The 17,443-nt window shown below is 67.8% G+C and carries 16 protein-coding genes; 12 read left to right on the forward strand and 4 right to left on the reverse strand.

Features of this window, described 5'->3' with window-relative positions; genetic code table 11:
* Positions 1–59: 59 nt before the first annotated feature.
* Positions 60–599 (forward strand): hypothetical protein, encoded by a 540-nt coding sequence (locus tag PO605_RS03675; protein ID WP_016446585.1) that lies wholly within the window; start codon positions 60–62, stop codon positions 597–599.
* 17 nt (positions 600–616) lie between these two features.
* Here the strand turns inward: PO605_RS03675 and PO605_RS03680 are convergent, their stop codons facing one another.
* On the reverse strand, positions 617–1,441 hold the full coding sequence (locus PO605_RS03680) for an IclR family transcriptional regulator (protein ID WP_017405420.1): 825 nt from the start codon (positions 1,439–1,441) through the stop codon (positions 617–619).
* Positions 1,442–1,540: 99 nt separating this feature from the next.
* Here PO605_RS03680 and PO605_RS03685 point away from each other — a divergent pair, with 99 nt between their 5' ends.
* The 3 genes from PO605_RS03685 to PO605_RS03695 are packed head-to-tail and all read left to right on the forward strand — an operon-like array spanning position 1,541 to position 4,937.
* Positions 1,541–2,716, forward strand: a complete 1,176-nt coding sequence (locus tag PO605_RS03685; RefSeq protein ID WP_047473866.1) for an acyl-CoA dehydrogenase family protein — start codon at positions 1,541–1,543, stop codon at positions 2,714–2,716.
* A 14-nt stretch (positions 2,717–2,730) separates the two neighbouring features.
* The gene (locus PO605_RS03690; RefSeq protein WP_047473865.1) at positions 2,731–3,729 is read left to right on the forward strand and encodes a Bug family tripartite tricarboxylate transporter substrate binding protein; all 999 of its coding nucleotides are present in this window, start codon (positions 2,731–2,733) and stop codon (positions 3,727–3,729) included.
* Positions 3,729–4,937, forward strand: coding sequence for a CaiB/BaiF CoA transferase family protein (locus PO605_RS03695; protein WP_272206104.1), 1,209 nt, complete (start codon positions 3,729–3,731; stop codon positions 4,935–4,937). The genes PO605_RS03690 and PO605_RS03695 overlap by 1 nt, the downstream gene beginning before the upstream one ends.
* A gap of 28 nt (positions 4,938–4,965) precedes the next feature.
* Here the strand turns inward: PO605_RS03695 and PO605_RS03700 are convergent, their stop codons facing one another.
* Positions 4,966–5,694 (reverse strand): Crp/Fnr family transcriptional regulator, encoded by a 729-nt coding sequence (locus PO605_RS03700; protein WP_016446592.1) that lies wholly within the window; start codon positions 5,692–5,694, stop codon positions 4,966–4,968.
* Between the two features lie 320 nt (positions 5,695–6,014).
* Here PO605_RS03700 and PO605_RS03705 point away from each other — a divergent pair, with 320 nt between their 5' ends.
* The 8 genes from PO605_RS03705 to PO605_RS03740 all read left to right on the forward strand — a co-directional run bounded on the left by PO605_RS03705 (position 6,015) and on the right by PO605_RS03740 (position 15,860).
* A complete protein-coding gene (locus PO605_RS03705) occupies positions 6,015–7,952 on the forward strand; it encodes an AMP-dependent synthetase/ligase (protein WP_047473863.1) in 1,938 nt (645 codons plus the stop codon).
* 14 nt (positions 7,953–7,966) lie between these two features.
* Positions 7,967–8,752, forward strand: coding sequence for an ABC transporter ATP-binding protein (locus PO605_RS03710; protein ID WP_012203089.1), 786 nt, complete (start codon positions 7,967–7,969; stop codon positions 8,750–8,752).
* A 10-nt stretch (positions 8,753–8,762) separates the two neighbouring features.
* A complete protein-coding gene (locus tag PO605_RS03715; RefSeq protein WP_016446594.1) occupies positions 8,763–9,692 on the forward strand; it encodes a branched-chain amino acid ABC transporter permease in 930 nt (309 codons plus the stop codon).
* Between the two features lie 24 nt (positions 9,693–9,716).
* Complete coding sequence (locus PO605_RS03720) at positions 9,717–10,781, forward strand: branched-chain amino acid ABC transporter permease (RefSeq protein ID WP_016446595.1); 1,065 nt, start codon at positions 9,717–9,719, stop codon at positions 10,779–10,781.
* Between the two features lie 79 nt (positions 10,782–10,860).
* On the forward strand, positions 10,861–12,177 hold the full coding sequence (locus PO605_RS03725) for an ABC transporter substrate-binding protein (protein WP_016446596.1): 1,317 nt from the start codon (positions 10,861–10,863) through the stop codon (positions 12,175–12,177).
* 175 nt (positions 12,178–12,352) lie between these two features.
* A complete protein-coding gene (locus PO605_RS03730) occupies positions 12,353–13,186 on the forward strand; it encodes an ABC transporter ATP-binding protein (protein ID WP_016446597.1) in 834 nt (277 codons plus the stop codon).
* Between the two features lie 194 nt (positions 13,187–13,380).
* Positions 13,381–14,628 carry a phenylacetate--CoA ligase family protein gene (locus PO605_RS03735; RefSeq protein ID WP_016446598.1) on the forward strand — a complete coding sequence of 416 codons (1,248 nt, stop codon included), beginning with the start codon at positions 13,381–13,383 and terminating at the stop codon, positions 14,626–14,628.
* Positions 14,629–14,870: 242 nt separating this feature from the next.
* Positions 14,871–15,860, forward strand: coding sequence for a tripartite tricarboxylate transporter substrate-binding protein (locus PO605_RS03740; protein WP_016446599.1), 990 nt, complete (start codon positions 14,871–14,873; stop codon positions 15,858–15,860).
* Positions 15,861–15,969: 109 nt separating this feature from the next.
* On the opposite strand, the gene PO605_RS03745 is transcribed toward PO605_RS03740, so the two are convergent.
* Together PO605_RS03745 and PO605_RS03750 are read right to left on the reverse strand one after the other, a co-directional pair.
* On the reverse strand, positions 15,970–16,485 hold the full coding sequence (locus tag PO605_RS03745; RefSeq protein ID WP_016446600.1) for a hypothetical protein: 516 nt from the start codon (positions 16,483–16,485) through the stop codon (positions 15,970–15,972).
* 64 nt (positions 16,486–16,549) lie between these two features.
* Positions 16,550–17,434 (reverse strand): LysR family transcriptional regulator, encoded by an 885-nt coding sequence (locus tag PO605_RS03750; protein ID WP_272206106.1) that lies wholly within the window; start codon positions 17,432–17,434, stop codon positions 16,550–16,552.
* Positions 17,435–17,443 lie beyond the last annotated feature (9 nt).

A 17,443-nucleotide genomic window follows, 5' to 3' on the forward strand; every position in this document is an offset into this window, starting at 1 on the left:
CCCGCTGCGGCATCCAGACCATCACGCCCGGAATCCCGCCTCATTCAACAAGGAAAACCATGAGCGATACACCCAACCTATTGAATTCCATGCCCTTGAAAGAACAATTCAAGGCGCTGCTCATCACCAAAATGGACTTGACGGGAATCGAGTGGTCCGATATGGAGACCGCCATCGGCCCGAATGCCGACAAATACCGTCCGCTGTGGGAGCGCATGGTCGGCGGGAAAAAGGGATTCTTCGCCGCACTCAGTCCCTGCTGGACGGCCATTCCCTTCATGGGCGTGTCCTGGGCCATTGCCCGCCGCGTCTACGCCTATGCCGTGGTGGCCTTCATCACCCTGTTGATCATCAACCTGCTGATGCCCGGCACGGGCGGCGCCGGCCGCGTGCTCGGCATCGCGGTGGCGATTTCCTTCACTGTCAAGCGCACCTACCTGCAGTGGCTGGTCACGCGCGTACAGCAGGTCAACCAGATGGGCCTGGCGGGCGCTGCGCGTGAAGAGGCGCTGCGCCAGATCGGCGGCCTGGACCAGAAGAACGGCTGGATCTCCTTCGGCGTGCTGCTGGCCATCGGCATCGTGCTGGCCGCCTTCTGAAGCGCCAGGCCCGCAGATCAGCGGTCCACGGGCAGCCGGTCGCACAGGGCCACCAACTGCGCCAACTGGGGGCCCACATCCCGGATCAGCGTGCGGGCCGGCATGCGCAGGCCCGGCACGGCGCAGTTGAACAGCAGCCGGCGCGACCCGTAGCGGATGCGCGAGGCCGCACCCACCGCGCACACGCCCAGGCCGGAGTCGCCCATGTTGACTGCGAAGCCCCGGGCGGCATAGTGCGCCAGGCTTTCGCTGGCGTTGTCCCTGCAGCGCGCGTATTCCTCGGGCCGCTGGCTGCGCACGCGGTCCAGGAAGCGCTGCAGTTCCCCGGCATCGAGCTGGGCCAGCCCTGCCCGGCCCATGGCCGTTTCCAGCACGCCGCGCACGGCGCCCACGCCGGGTCGCTTGAGCGTGCCGCCTTCCCAGGCGCAGGTATCCAGGTAGACCACATCCAGGTCCATGACCACGCCCACCGATACCGCCCCCTTCACGCGGTCGGCCAGGGCCTGCATGGGCAGGCGCAAAGGCCCCAGCAGCGGCGTGTTGATCACATAGGGGTAGCCCAGGGCGACGGCGGCCGGGCCGACGAAGTAGCGGTCCAGCCGCTCGTCATGGTCCAGGTAGCCCATGGTCTGCAGGCTGCGGCACAGCCTGGACACGGTAGGGCGCGGCAGGCCCAGGCGGCGGGCCAGCTCGCTGTTGGCATGCGGGCGCGGGTCGCTGACGAAGCACTGCAGGATCATCAGCCCCTTGGCCAGCGTGCCCGCGAAATACGGGTCCTGCTCGCGGATGCGGCAGACATCCTGCGAATCCCTGGGTTGGTGGGCAATGGGGGCGTGGGGCACGGCGCCATTGTGCGGACTGCGGCCACAAGGCCGCAACTGCGTTTCAATAATTGAAACAGCATTGCCGCCTTCCCGGCCGCGCTTCCTACAGTGCGGCCCATGAACCACGCCCCAACCTCCACCCCCCATCCCGCCGACGCCCGCCTGCAGGCGTTGATTGCAGACATCCGCCATTTCGTGCGCCACCGCTGGCATCCGCTCGAAGAGCAGATCGAGCGCGACGACAGCATTCCGCCCGCCGTGGTCCAGGAGCTGCGCGACAAGGGCTATTTCGGCTGGAGCATTCCCCAGGCCCATGGCGGCCTGGGCCTGAGCACCGAGGAACTGGTGCGCTGCGCCTTCGAGCTGTCCCAGGCCTCGGTGGCGCTGCGGGCCCGCGTGGGCACCAACACCGGCATTGGCTCGGAAGCCCTGGTGGCCGACGGCACCGAGGCGCAAAAGCAGCGCTGGCTGCCGCGCATGGCGCGCGGCGAGCTCACGGGTTGCCTGGCGCTGACCGAGCCGGACGCGGGCTCGGAGGCGAGCAACATCCAGACCACGGCGCGCCGCGAGGGCGACCACTATGTGCTCAACGGCAGCAAGCGCTTCATCACCAATGCGCCGCTGGCCGATGTGTTCACCGTCATCGCCCGCACCGGCGAAGGCAGCACGGGCAGCGAGGGGCTGACGGCCTTCTTCGTGGAGCGCTCGCCGGGCCTGGTGACAGGCCAGCCCTATCGCAAGATGGGCCAGGCGGGCTCGCCCGTGTCCGACGTGCATTTCCAGGACTGCCGCGTGCCGGCCGACCAGATCATCGGCGGGCGCGAGGGCCAGGGCTTCAAGACCGTGATGAAGGTGCTCAACAAGCAGCGCCTGCACCTGGCCGCGCTGTGCACGGGGCCGGCGATCCGCATGCTGGACCTGGCGCTGGCCCATGTGCGCCAGCGCGAGCAGTTCGGCCAGCCGGTGGCGAACTTCCAGCTGGTGCAGGCCATGCTGGCCGACAGCCGCACCGAGATCTTCGCGGCGCAATCCATGATCCTGGAGGCCGCCCGCGCCCGCGACCGGGGCGAGGACGTGGCGCTGTCCGCCTCCATGTGCAAGTACTTCGCCTCCGAGATGTGCGGCCGCGTGGCCGACCGCGCCGTACAGATGTTCGGCGGCGCGGGCTATGTGGCCGACTTCAGCCCCATCGAGCGCTACTTCCGCGACGTGCGCCTGTTCCGCCTCTACGAAGGCACCAGCCAGATCCACCAGCTCAACATCGCCAAGCTCATGCTGCGCGAGAGCGCCTGACACCGGAGGCCCCCATGACACGCTCCCTCACCTCGAAGCACCTGGCCAACCTGGGCCTGCTGGCCGCGCTGTGTGCCTGCGCGCAGGCTGCCCAAGCGGCACAGGCGGCCCAAGCGGCTTTTCCCGATCGGCCCGTGCGCGTGATCGTTCCCTTTCCCGCAGGCGGCAGCACCGACCTCGTGGCCCGAGCGCTGTCGGTGGAACTGGGCAAGGCCCTGGGACAGCCCGTGGTGGTGGAGAACAAGCCGGGCGCGGGCAGCCTGGTCGGCTCGGAACTCGTGGCCCGCGCCGCGCCCGATGGCTACACCCTGCTCATGGCAGGCCTGAGCAATGTCTTCCTGCCCCATGTGCACGCCAACCTCAAGTGGAATCCGCTGACCGACTACGAGTACATCGGCCTGGTGGCGGACCTGCCCAACGTCATCGCCGTCAACGCCAAGACCCCCTACCGCACGCTGGCCGAACTGGTGGCGGCCGACAAGGCCAGGCCCGGCACGCTGTCCTTCGGCTCGGCCGGCACGGCCACGCCCTCGCACCTGGTCTGCGAGATGGTCAACCACCGGCTCGGCACCAAGATGCAGCACCTGCCCTACAAGGGCAACGCCCCGGCCGTCAACGACCTCATGGCCGGCCACATCCCGGTGATGTGCAACAACCTGGGCGGCACCCTGCCCTACATGCAAGGCGGGCAGATCCGCATCCTGGCGCAGACCGGCAAGAGCCGCTCGCCCGCAGCGCCCGACATTCCCACCTTTGCCGAGCTGGGCGTGGCCGGGCTGGACACCGGCCTGTGGGTGGGCCTGGCCGCGCCCAAGGGCACGCCGCAGCAGATCGTGGCCACGCTCAACCAGGCGCTGGCCAAGGCCATGGCCTTGCCCGAGACACGCGACAAGCTGGCGCGCCTGGGCGCCACGCCGCTGCCCACGCAGGCGGCGGACTTCCACCAGCGCGTGGCCGAAGACCGCCGCGCCTGGGAGCCCGTGCTGAAGAACGTGGACCTGAAAGGCAACTGATGCAGCGCCAAGGCTATCCGCTGGAGGGTGTGCGCATCCTCGACATGGCCACGGTGCTGGCCGCGCCCTTCTCGGCCACGCTGTGCGGCGACCTGGGCGCCGACGTCGTCAAGCTGGAGCTGCCCGGCGGCGGCGACACGCTGCGCAGCCTGGCCCCCGTGCACGACGGCCACGCCGTGTTCTGGAAAACCGCCAACCGGGGCAAGCAGGGCATCTCGCTGGACGTGCGCAAGGCCGAGGGCCGCACGCTGTTCCTGCGGCTGATCGAGGATTTCGACGTACTGGTGGAGAACTTCCGCACCGGCACGCTGGACCGCTGGGGGCTGGACCTGGCCACCTTGCATGCCCGCAACCCGCGCCTCATCGTGCTGCGCCTGACGGGCTTCGGCCAGACCGGCCCCTATGCGCGCCGGCCGGGCTTTGCGCGCATCTTCGAGGCCATGAGCGGCTTCGCCCACCTCACGGGCGAGGCGGGCGGCCCGCCCCAGCACATGAACTACCCGCTGGGCGATGCCGTGGCCGGGCTGTTCGGCGCCTTCTCCATCGCGGCCGCACTGGCCGAGCGCAATGCAAAGCCTCCAGGCGAACGGCGCGGCCTGGAGATCGACCTGTCGGCCACCGAAGCCATGCTGCGCCTGCTGGACCCGCTGGCGGCCGAATTCCAGCTGGGCGGACAGGCGCGCAGCCGCACGGGATCGTGCGCGGGCTACACGGCGCCCTCCAACGTCTACCGCACGCGCGACGGCGCCTGGCTCACCGTGGTCGCCACGGGCGATGCCATCTTCGCGCGCCTGTGCCAGGCCATGGACCGCGCCGAGCTGGCCGCCGACCCGCGCTTTGCGGACAACGCCGCGCGCATCCGCCACCTGCAGGCACTGGATGCGCTGATCGTGCAATGGTGCGCAGGCCTGGACTGCGCCCAGGCCACGGCCGCGCTGGCCGCGCACGACATCCCGTTCAGCAAGGTCTGTTCGGCCGAGGACGTGCTGCAGGACCCGCATTTCGCGGCACGCGGCAGCTTCATCGCGCTGCCCGACCCCGACCTGGGCCCCCTCACCGCCCCCGCGCCCGTGCCACGCTTCACCGGCCGCCAGGCCCCTTCGCCCCGCAGCGGCCCGGCCACCGGCCAGGACAATGCACGCATCTATGCGGCATTGGGGCTGGATGCGCAGCAGCAGGAGAGGCTGCGGCGCGAGGGCGTGATCTGAGGCCTCAAGCGGGTGGCAGCGGGCGGCGTCAGGCCGCCCTCCGCGCCGTCGCAAACAGCCCGCTGCGCAGCGCTTCCAGGTCGAGCACGCGCAGGCCGCCGTACTCCACGACGATGGCGTTTTCGCGCTGCAGCACGGACAGCGCCTCGTTGACGCGCTGGCGTGACAGGCCCACCAGGTAGGCCAGTTCCTGCTGGGTGATGCGCAGCACCTCGCCGACGCCGGGATACAGCAGCGGGTGAAAGAGCGCCGCCAGGCTGCGGGCCACGCGCAGGTCGGGGTTGGTGAGGCGGTCGATTTCGCGGGCCGAGATGAACTGGCCCAGGCGCTCGTTGAGCTGGCTCATGACGAAGCGGTTGAAGCCGATGGAGTGATCCAGCAGCCAGTGGAAGGTGTCGATGGGCAGGCCGGCGACCACGCTTTTGCGGATGGCCTGCACGTTGTAGCGGTAGGGCTCGCGCTTGACGGCCGTGCCCTCGCCGAACCAGCCGCCCGGAGGCAGGCCGGCCAGCGTCATGCTGGCGCCATCGGCGCCATCGGTGTTCATCTTGAGCAGGCCTTCGACCACGCCGAACCAGTAGGTGGGTGCGCGGCCGGTGCGGCAGACGTAGTCGCCGGACTGTGCGTCGCCGACGACCAGCGCCTTGTGCGCGCGCTCGCGCTCGGCGGGCTGGAGCAGGGCCAGCCAGGGAATGCCATCGAGTTCCTCGGGTCGGGGCGCACGACGGCGCTGGTGCAGTGACAGTTCTTGGCTCATGGAGTCGCGGCGAGGGTGCGCGGATGAATCAACAAAACCACCCAAGCATTGCCCGAGGCCAGTGGCTGGCGTGAGCGGGATTTCCAGAAGGACGGCGACCCGCTGCGAACGGGCTGGAGCGCAAGCCCCCCAACGGGCAATGAGACCGTTTTGGCACCATTTGTTACGGCGCGTTTTCCCGATGATGAGTTTCCCGAAGATTGTCGTCAAACAGACACCACGGCGTCAAAGCCAGTCCTACGATGCAGTCCAAGCCGGTGGGTCTCAGCCTGGGCATTTGCACCACGCGGCCACCATCCACGAACAACCAAGGACATGGAATGACGACCACGTTCCCGCACCTGCTGCTCCAGCATGCTGCCCAGCGCCCACAGGCACCGGCGCTGCGCGAGAAGGAATACGGCATCTGGCAGACCTGGAGCTGGAGCGAGGCCGCGCAGACCGTGCGCCACATGGCCTGCGGCCTGGCGGCGCTGGGCCTGGCACGCGGCCAGAATCTGGCCTTCATCAGCGACAACCGGCCCCATGTCTACATGGGCTTCCTGGCCGTGCAGGCGCTGGGCGCCGTGCCGATCCCGCTGTACCAGGACGCGGTGGCGGCCGAGATGCGCTTCGTCATCGAGGATGCCGAGATCGACTTCGCCTTCGCCGAGAACCAGGAGCAGGTGGACAAGCTGCTGGAGGTGCGCGAGAGCGTCCGCGGCCTGGGCCACATCATCTATGACGACCCGCGCGGCCTGCGCCACTACGACCAGCCGGGGCTGATCAGCACCGAGGCGCTGCTGCAAAAGGGCAAGGAATGGGAGGCCGCCCACCCGGGCGCCTGGGATGCCATGCTGGCGGCGCTGTCGCCCGACGACGTGTCCGTCATCCTCTACACCTCGGGCACGACGGGCAAGCCCAAGGGCGTGTGCCAGACCCACCGCAGCTTTGGCGAGTCGGCACGCGGCGGTGTGCAGGTGGACCGCCTGGGCCCTGGCGACAACGTGATCTCCTACCTGCCTCCGGCCTGGGTGGGCGACCACCTGTTTTCCTTCGCGCAGTGGCTGGTGGCGGGCTTCACCATCAACTGCCCGGAGTCGGCCTCTACCGTATCCATCGACCTGCGCGAGATCGGCCCCAGCTACTACTTCGCGCCGCCGCGCATCTTCGAGGGCATGCTGACTTCGGTGTCCATCCGCATGGAGGATGCCGCGCCGTTCAAGCAGTGGATGTACGGCCACGCCATGGCCGTGGCGCGGCGCGTGGGATCGGACATCCTGGACGGCAAGAAGGTGGGCGCGCTGGACCGCCTGAAGTACGCGCTGGGCGACCTGTGCATCTACGGCCCGCTGCGCAATGCCATGGGCCTGTCGCGCATCCGCGTGGCCTATACGGCGGGCGCGGCCATCGGGCCCGAGCTGTTCCGCTTCTTCCGCTCCATCGGCATCAATCTCAAGCAGCTCTACGGCCAGACCGAGACCTGCGCCTATGTGTGCATACAGCGCGACGGGCAGGTGGAACTGAGCAGCGTGGGCCAGGCCGCACCGGGCATCGAGCTGAAGATCGCCGACAACGGCGAGGTGCTGCTCAAGGGCGTGTCCGTGCTCAAGGAGTACTACAAGCGCCCCGACGCCACGGCCGAGGTGGTGGATGCCGACGGCTGGTTCCACACGGGCGATGCCGGCGTGATCGACGCCAGCGGCCAGCTGCGCATCATCGACCGCGCCAAGGACGTGGGCAAGACCAGCCGGGGCGCCATGTTCGCGCCCAACTACATCGAGAACAAGCTCAAGTTCTTCCCCCAGATCAAGGAGGCCGTGTGCTTCGGCCACGGTCGCGACCAGGTCTGCGCCTTCATCAACATCGACTACGAGGCCGTGGGCAACTGGGCCGAGCGCCAGGGCCTGCCCTACGGCGGCTATGTGGACCTGGCATCGAAGGCCAAGGTGCTGGAGATGGTGGCCGACTGCGTGGCCCAGGTGAACGCCGACCTGGCCGCCGAAGCCGGCATGGCCGACACGCAGGTGGCGCGCTTCCTGGTGCTGCACAAGGAGCTGGACCCCGACGACGACGAGCTGACCCGCACGCGCAAGGTGCGCCGCGGCTTCATTGCCGACAAGTACGGCGTGCTGGTCGATGCGCTGTACACGGGCAAGCGTGAGCAGTTCATCGAGACCCAGGTCAAGTTCGAGGACGGCCGCACCGGCAGCGTCAGCGCCACGCTGTCCATCATCGATGCCAAAACCCATTCGGTGGCTGCCACCGCCAGGGCCTGACCGGAGCCGCTGACATGACCCACAAGAAGATCGGCGATGTCATCCTCGACATCAAGAACATCAGCCTGCGCTTCGGCGGGGTGAAGGCGCTGACGGACATCTCGTTCGATGTGCGCGAGCACGAGATCCGCTCCATCATCGGCCCCAACGGCGCAGGCAAGAGTTCGATGCTCAACTGCATCAACGGCGTGTACACCCCGTCCGAGGGATCGATCACCTTCCGGGGCAAGACCTTCAGCCACATGAACAGCCGCCAGGTGGCCGAGATGGGCGTGGCGCGCACGTTCCAGAACCTGGCGCTGTTCAAGGGCATGAGCGTGATCGACAACATCATGACCGGCCGCAACCTGCAGATCAAAAGCGGCATCCTGATGCAGGCCCTGCGCCTGGGCCCGGCCCAGCGCGAGGAGATCCGCCACCGCGAGTTCGTCGAGCACATCATCGACTTCCTGGAGATCCAGGCCTACCGCAAGACCCCCGTGGGCCAGCTGCCCTACGGTCTGCAAAAGCGCGTGGACCTGGGCCGCGCCCTGGCCATGCAGCCGCAGGTGCTGCTGCTGGACGAGCCCATGGCCGGCATGAACGTGGAGGAAAAGCAGGACATGTGCCGCTTCATCCTCGATGTGAACGACGAGTTCGGCTCCACCATCGTGCTGATCGAGCACGACATGGGCGTGGTCATGGACATCAGCGACCGCGTCGTGGTGCTGGACTACGGCAAGAAGATCGGCGACGGCGCACCCGACGAGGTGCGCCAGAACGAAGACGTGATCCGCGCTTACCTTGGCACAGGCCATTGAGGGGACTGACATGGGATTTTTTCTGGAAACCTTGTTCGGCGGCCTCATGGTGGGCACGCTGTACGCGCTGATCGCCATCGGCTTCGTGCTGATCTTCAAGGCCTCGGGCGTGTTCAACTTCGCCCAGGGCGCGATGGTGCTGTTCTCGGCCCTGGCCATGGCGCGCTTTTCCGAGTGGATCCCGAAGTGGATCGGCATGGAGCCGGGCTGGTTCACCAACCTGCTGGCCATCTGCGTGTCGCTGGCCATCATGGTGGTCGTGGCCTGGGTGATCGAGCGGCTGGCGCTGCGCCACCTGGTCAACCAGGAGCCCATCACGCTCTTGATGGCCACGCTGGGCATCGCCTACCTGCTCGACGGCCTGGGCCCGATGATCTTCGGCAGCGCCGTCTACAGCATCAACGTGGGCATGCCCAAGGACCCCATGTTCATCCTCGACGGCCTGTTCGAGGGCGGCGTGCTGCTGAGCCAGGAAGACCTGTATGCGGCCTGCATCGCCGCGCTGCTGGTGGCCGCGCTCAGCGTGTTCTTCCAGAAGACCAAGACCGGCCGCGCGCTGCGCGCCGTGGCCGACGACCACCAGGCGGCGCAGTCCATCGGCATCCCGCTGTCGCGCATCTGGGTCATCGTCTGGTCGGTGGCCGGCGGCGTGGCCCTGGTGGTGGGCATCATCTGGGGCTCCAAGCTGGGCGTGCAGTACTCGCTGTCGCTGGTGGCCCTGAAGGCCCTGCCCGTGGTGATCCTGGGCGGCCTGACCTCGCTGCCCGGCGCCATCATCGGCGGCCTGATCATCGGCGTGGGCGAGAAGCTCTCCGAGGTCTACCTGGGCCCCATGGTCGGCGGCGGCATCGAGACCTGGTTCGCCTACGGCCTGGCCCTGTGCTTCCTGCTCGTGCGGCCCCAGGGGCTGTTCGGCGACAAGATCATCGACCGCGTCTGAGACCGTATACGGAGAACTTGCACCATGTTTTATCGTGAGAACGGTCAATTCAAGACGACCTACGCATCCGACCAGCAGATCTTCGGCGTCGCCCAGGACCGCTGGGCCATCGTGGCGCTGCTGGCCGTCGCCTTCCTGGTGATTCCCTTCAGCGTCAGCGACTACACCTTCCAGGCCGTGCTGATCCCCTTCCTGATCATGTCGCTGGCGGCGCTGGGGCTGAACATCCTGGTCGGCTACTGCGGCCAGATCTCTCTGGGAACGGGCGCCTTCATGGCCGTGGGCGCCTATGCGGCCTACAACCTGCAGGTGCGTTTCGAGGGCATGCCGCTGCTGGTGGCCCTGATCGGCGGCGGCGTGCTGGCCATGGTCTTCGGCGTGATCTTCGGCCTGCCCAGCCTGCGCATCCGCGGCCTGTACCTGGCCGTGGCCACGCTGGCCGCCCAGTTCTTCGTGGACTGGCTGACCAGCCGCGCCGCCTGGGTGACGAACAACTCCTCCTCGGGCTCGGTGAGCGCAGGCCCGCTGTCCATCATGGGCTGGAAGATCGACACGCCCATGGAAAAGTACCTGCTGTGCCTGGGCATCCTGTGCCTGCTGGGCCTGGCGGCCAAGAACCTGGTGCGGGGCGCCATCGGCCGCGAATGGATGGCCATGCGCGACATGGACGTGGCCGCCAGCGTGATCGGCATCCGCCCGACCTACGCCAAGCTCAGCGCCTTTGCCGTGAGCAGCTTCATCGTCGGCGTGGCCGGCGCGCTGTGGGGCTTCGTACACCTGGGTGCCTGGGAGCCTGCGGCCTTCAGCCTGGACCGCTCGCTGCAGCTGCTGTTCATGATCATCATCGGCGGCCTGGGTTCGGTGGTCGGCAGCATCTTCGGCGCGGCCTTCTTCGTGCTGCTGCCGCTGCTGCTCACCCAGGTGCCTCACTGGCTGGGCCTGCCGCTGTCCACGGCCACGGCGACCTACCTGGAGCACATGATCTTCGGTGCGCTGATCGTGTTCTTCCTGATCGTGGAGCCGCACGGACTCGCGAAGCTGTGGGCCACAGCCCGCCAGAAGCTTCGCGTCTGGCCCTTCCCGCATTGAGTTGATCTGTATCGAGACAGGGCGCCACAGAGTGCCGGATAACCGGGGAATCTTCCCCAGCCAACTAGGAGACAACGTCATGATGTTCAAGAAAGTCGCCATCGCCGCCGCCACCGTCGCAGCCGGAATCGGCGGCCTCGTGGCCGCCCCCGCCGTCCAGGCCCAGGACCAGTTCGTGCCGCTGCTGGTCTACCGCACGGGCCAGTTCGCTCCGCTGGGCATTCCATGGGCCGATGGCAAGCAGGACTACATCAAGCTGGTCAACGCCAAGGGCGGCATCAATGGCGTGAAGATCGCCTACGAGGAATGCGAGACGGCCTACGACACGGCCAAGGGCGTGGAGTGCTATGAGCGCCTGAAGGGCAAGGGCGGCGGCGCGGCGGGCTTCGATCCGCAGTCCACCGGCATCACGTTCGCCGTGACGGACAAGGCGCCCGGCGACAAGATGCCCATCATCACCACGGGCTACGGCCTGTCGCAGTCGGCCGACGGCAAGGTCTTCGAGTGGAACTTCCCGCTGCTGGGCAACTACTGGACGGCGGCCGACTCCATCATCCAGGACATCCTCAAGAAGGAAAAGGGCAGCCTCAAGGGCAAGAAGATCGCCCTGGTCTACCACGACTCGCCCTATGGCAAGGAACCCATTCCGCTGCTGCAAAAGCGCGCCGCCAAGGAAGGCTTCGACCTGACGCTGCTGCCCGTGACGGCGCCCGGCGTGGAGCAGAAGTCCACCTGGCTGCAGATCCGCCAGCAGCGCCCCGACTACGTGCTGCTGTGGTCGGCCGGCGTGATGACGCCCACGGCCGTGCGCGAGGCGCAGGCCACCGGCTACCCGCGCGAGAAGATGTACTCCATCTGGTGGGCCGGCTCGGACCATGACGTGAAGGACATCGGCGCCGGCGCCAAGGGCTACAACACCGTGACCATCCACAACACGGCCGAGCACGACAAGGTGCACGACGAGGTCAAGGCCATGGTCTACGACAAGGGCCAGGGCACGGCCACCGACGCCAAGGAACTGGGCGCCATGGCCCATACGCGCGGCATGGTGATCTCCATGCTGCAGGTGGAGGCCATCCGCACGGCACAGGAAAAATACGGCAAGGGCAAGGTCATGACCTCCGAGCAGGTGCGCTGGGGCCTGGAGAACCTGAACCTCACGCAGGAGCGCCTCAACGAGCTGGGCTTCGGCAAGATCATCCGCCCCGTCAAGACCAGCTGCGACAACCACCTGGGCACCGACTGGTCGCGCATCGCCCAGTGGGATGGCGCCAAGTGGAAGGTGGTCTCCGACTGGTACCAGGCCGACAAGTCCATGGTCGAACCGCTGGTCAAGGAGTACGCGGACAAGTACGCCAAGGAAAAGAACGTAAAAGCTAGAACTTGCACCCCCTGAGGCGCTTGCGCGCCTTCCCCCTCTCTACCCGCTTCGCGGGGGGGAGGGGGACGACACCCTCGGTGCGGGGCGGCCCTTCCTCGGTGTCCCTGAGTTGGGGCATGCCCCGCGCAGAGATGCTTCGAGAGTTGCGGCCCCGCACTCCGCTTTCGTATCAACGCCCATGGACGACGCCATGACCACCGCACCCACCTCCGCCCCGGCCGCCAGCGATCCGCTGCTCGTGGTCAATGGCATCGAAGTCATCTACAACCATGTGATCCTGGTGCTCAAGGGCGTTTCGCTCCAGGTGCCGCGCGAGAGCATCGTGGCCATTCTGGGCGGCAACGGCGCGGGCAAGACCACGACGCTGCGCGCCATCTCCAACCTGCTCAAGGGCGAGCGCGGCGAGGTGACCAAGGGCACGATCGAGCTGGAGGGCGAGCGCATCGAAAGCCTCACGCCCTCCGAGCTGGTGCAGCGCGGCGTGGTCCAGGTCATGGAGGGGCGGCACTGCTTCGCCCACCTGACCATCGAGGAAAACCTCATGACCGGCAGCTACACGCGCACCGACAAGGGCGAGATCGCGGCCAACCTCGAGAAGGTCTACAACTACTTTCCGCGCCTGAAGACGCGCCGCACCTCGCAGGCCGCCTACACCTCGGGCGGCGAGCAGCAGATGTGCGCCATCGGCCGCGCGCTGATGGCCAACCCGCGCATGGTGCTGCTGGACGAACCCTCGATGGGCCTGGCCCCGCAGATCGTCGAGGAGGTGTTCAACATCGTCCGCGACCTCAACAGCAAGGAAAAGGTCACCTTCCTGCTGGCCGAGCAGAACACCAACATGGCGCTCAAGTACTCGGACTACGGCTACATCATGGAAAGCGGCCGCATCGTCATGGACGGCGCGGCCTCGGACCTGGCCAGCAACGAGGACGTCAAGGAGTTCTACCTGGGCGTGGGCGGCGGCGAGCGCAAGAGTTTCAAGGACGTGAAAAGCTACAAGCGCAGAAAACGTTGGCTTGCATGAATACCCCCTGAGTCGCTTCGCGCCTTCCCCCTGAAAGGGGGACGACACCCTCGGTGCGGGGGCGGCCCTTCCTCGGTGTCCCTGGGGTTGGGCCGCGCCGGTTTCGCAGGCCAGGGGCGGCACAAGGATTGTTGGAATCTTTCTTTCACCGCTGGCCGGACTCCATCTGCCCTTTTCCACATACAGGACTAGCCATGAGTGCCTTCTACGACGCGCTGGAGACGCGCACCCCTGACGAACGCGAAGCAGCGCTGCTGGCCGCCCTGCCCCGGCAGATCGCCCATGCGCAGCAACAGTCGGCTGCCTTCGCCCGGATCCTGGACGGCGTCGACGCCGCGCAGATCACCAGCCGCGAGGCCCTGGCCCGCCTGCCGGTGACGCGCAAGTACGAGCTGCTGCAGCGCCAGGCCGAGCAGCGGCCCGCGCAGATCTTCGGCGGCTTCAACGCCATCGGCCTGGGCCAGCCCATGCCGCGCCTGTTCTGCAGCCCCGGCCCCATCTACGAGCCCGAGAGCCGCCGCCCCGACTACTGGCGCATGGCGCGCGCGCTGCATGCCTCTGGCTTTCGGCCCGGCGAGCTGGTACACAACTGCTTCAGCTACCACTTCGTGCCCGCGGGCTCGATGATGGAAAGCGGCGCCCATGCGCTGGGCTGCACGGTGTTCGCAGGCGGCACGGGCCAGACCGAGCAGCAGGTGCAGGCCATGGCCGACCTGCGTCCCGCCGGCTACGTGGGCACGCCCAGCTTCCTCAAGATCATTGTGGAAAAGTCCGTGGAGATGGGCCTGCCCATCCCGTCCGTGACCAAGGCCATGGTCTCGGGAGAGGCCTTTCCGCCCTCGCTGCGCGACTGGCTGGCCGAGCGCGGCATCGCGGGCTACCAGTGCTACGCCACGGCCGACCTGGGCCTGATCGCCTACGAGACCGAAGCGCGCGAAGGCCTGGTGCTGGACGAGCAGGTCATCGTCGAGATCGTGCGCCCCGGCACGGGCGACCCCGTGGCGCCCGGCGAGGTGGGCGAACTGGTGATCACCACCTTCAACCCCGACTACCCGCTGATCCGCTTCGGCACGGGCGACCTCTCTGCCGTGCTGCCCGGCCAGTGCCCCACGGGCCGCACCAATGCGCGCATCAAGGGCTGGATGGGACGCGCCGACCAGACCACCAAGGTGCGCGGCATGTTCGTGCACCCGGGCCAGATTGCCGACGTCGTGCGCCGCTTTCCGCAGGTGGGGCGCGCAAGGCTGGTGGTCACGGGCGAGATGGCCAATGACCAGATGCAGTTGCTGGTCGAAACCCGCGAGACCTCGCCGGGCCTGGCCCAGCAGCTGTCCGACGCGGTGCGCGAAGTGACCAAGCTGCGCGGCGACGTGCAGATGGTGCTGCCGGGCACCCTGCCCAATGACGGCAAGGTGATCGAAGACGCGAGGTCGTACAAGTAGCCACCGAGGCGCGGGGGACGGTGGCCGCGCCGCCGCGCAGCCGGCGCAATCCCTGAAAACATGACGCCTGTCAAGCCTCCAAGGGTTTGCACTAGATCAATGGCAAGGGAATCTGCTGCGGCGCAATAGAAACAATTCTTAAAATTCGTCTCCTCGTGCATTCGGTTTCTTTTGCGTGTTTGCCCTTTAGGGCGAAAACGCATCGCCCCCTATCATTTGCACGCCATTCACCTGGAGACACTATGAAAGCATTGTTCAAGATCGCAGCCATCGCCCTGGCAGCCGGCGCAGCCATTGGCGCTCATGCGCAGGACTATCCTGCCGCAGGCAAGACGATCACCCTCATCGTGCCGTTCACCGCAGGCGGCCCGACCGACAAGGTGGCCCGCGATCTGGCCGAGTCCATGCGCAAGCATCTGAACAATGCCACCATCGTGGTGGACAACGCCGACGGCGCCGGCAGCACCATCGGCACGGCCAAGGCTGCACGTGCCCGCCCTGACGGCTACACGCTGCTGATCAACCACATCGGCATGTCCACGATCCCGTCGCTGTACCGCAAGCTGTCGTTCAACGTGCTCAACGACTTCGAGTACGCCGGCATCATCAACGACGTGCCCATGACCCTGATCGGCCGCCCCAGCCTGCCGGCCAAGAACTTCGCCGAGGTCAAGGACTGGATCGGCAAGAACCAGGGCAAGGTCAACCTGGCCAATGCCGGCATCGGTTCCGCCTCCCACCTGTGCGGCCTGATGCTGCAGGCGGCCATGAAGACCGAAATGACGCCCGTGCCCTACAAGGGCGCCGCGCCGGCCATCGCCGACCTGATCGGCAACCAGGTCGACCTGCTGTGCGACCAGACCACCAACACCACGGGCCAGATCACGGCCAAGAAGGTCCAGGCCTATGCCGTGACCACGCCCAAGCGCCTGGTCATGCCCGCACTGAAGGACCTGCCGACGCTGGCCGAAGTGGGCGTGCCTGACTTCCAGGTCACCATCTGGCATGGCCTGTACGCGCCCAAGGGCACGCCGGCCGACGTCGTCAAGAAGGTCAACGAGGCAATGAAGGCCGCCCTCAAGGACCCCGAGTTCATCAAGCGCCAGGAAGCCCTGGGCGCCGTGATCGCCAGCGACGGCCGCATCGAACCCGAAGGCCACAAGAAGTTCGTCCAGGCCGAGATCGAGAAGTGGGGCAAGGTCATCAAGGCAGCCGGCACCTACGCCGACTGATCCCGAGGACCACCACCGCGACGGATCGCCCAGTTGCAACCACGATCAAGCCCGGCTTCGGCCGGGCTTTTTCGTTGGCGGGGACGGCGCGACAGCGGCGATGCAGGGTTCAGGGCGCCGGCCCGCGCAGCGCCATCACGGCCTGCCAGCTGCCGCCACGCTGGCTTGCGTTGTAGAGGTTGCTCTGCGTGTTGCCGGGACCTTCGTAGTAGCTGCCGCGCATCAGGCATTGCGATCCCGAGGCCGTGCAGTGCACAAGCTCGACGCCGAACATCAGCGCCGGCCGGCCGCTGGCCCGGTCCAGCACCTGCTCGCCGCCCTTGCCCACGTCGCAGGCCGAAGCCGGCCGCACCTGGCTCTGGCCGCTGAGCAGGGCCAGCGTGCCGGCATCGGGGTCCAGCAGCGCCCATCCACGGCCGTTGCCTATGCAGTAGGCCGCCGCCTTGGGGCCGAGGTTGGAGGCGTTGTCCAGAAACAGCAGCGAATACACGGCCGCCGCCGCTCCCGGAGGCGCCTGCGGGCCGGTGGGCGCCTTGGGCCTGTCGGCGCAGGCGGCCAGCGCCAGCGTGGCGGCCAGCGCGCCCAGCCAGGGCAGGAATCGGGAGGAATGACGGAGGCGGTGCATGGAAGTCCTTTCTTTCTCGCAATCTGCGTGCGTGTTTAACACGGCGCGCGGCCCCTGCTGCGGCTCAGGCCGGGCCTTCGAGTTCGGCATGCCGCCGCTCGAACAGTTCAATGAGGTGGTCCGCCACGGCCCGCACCCGCCGCGACTGGGCAAGGTCGGCATGCATGGCCAACCAGATCGGCTGGTCGGCGCCCAGCTGCGGCTCCACGCAGATCAGCCCCGCCTGCCGCGCCAGGAAATGCGGCAGCACGGCCAGGCCCAGGCCCGCCTGGGCCGCGGCCAGCTGCGCGGACAGGGTGTTGGTCTCCAGCCGGCAGGGACGCCCGCGCAGGGCGCGCGCCATCCAGCGTGCGGCGGGCAGGTGGGCATGGCTGTCGTCCCAGCCGATGAAGGCGTCGCCTTCGAAGGGGTCCGGGCCGCTCCGGCCAGCGCGGCCAGCAACATGGCCGGCCGATCCGTACAGGCCGAAACCCAGCGTTCCCAGGCGCCGGATCGTGACGTGGCCGGCCTCGGGCTGGGACATGCGCACGGCCAGGTCGGCGTCGCGCCGGTGCAGGTTCAGCGTCTGCACGCCGCTGACCAGCTGCACGCGCAGCCCCGGATGGCGGGCGAACAGAGGGACCAGCGAGGGCGCGATCAGCGGGTTGGCCAGATTCTCCGCCGTGGCCAGCCGCACCACGCCCGCCACCTGTGCCTGGCTGTGCGCGGCATCGCCCAGGGCCTGGGCCGCCTGCTCCAGCGTCTCGGCCGGGGCCAGCAGCGCCTGGCCGTCGGCCGTGAGCCGATAGCCGCTCTGGTGGCGGCTGAACAGCGGCATGGCCAGCGCGGACTCCAGCCGGTCCAGCCGGCGCGAGACCGTGGCCACGCCCAGCCCCAGCGCGGCCGAGGCGCCGCTCAGGCTGCCGGCGCGGGCAATGGCCAGGAAGATGCGGGCGTCGTCCCACTGCAATGAAGTGCT

This window comes from Delftia sp. DT-2 (assembly GCF_028401915.1).
GTDB lineage: Bacteria > Pseudomonadota > Gammaproteobacteria > Burkholderiales > Burkholderiaceae_C > Comamonas > Comamonas tsuruhatensis.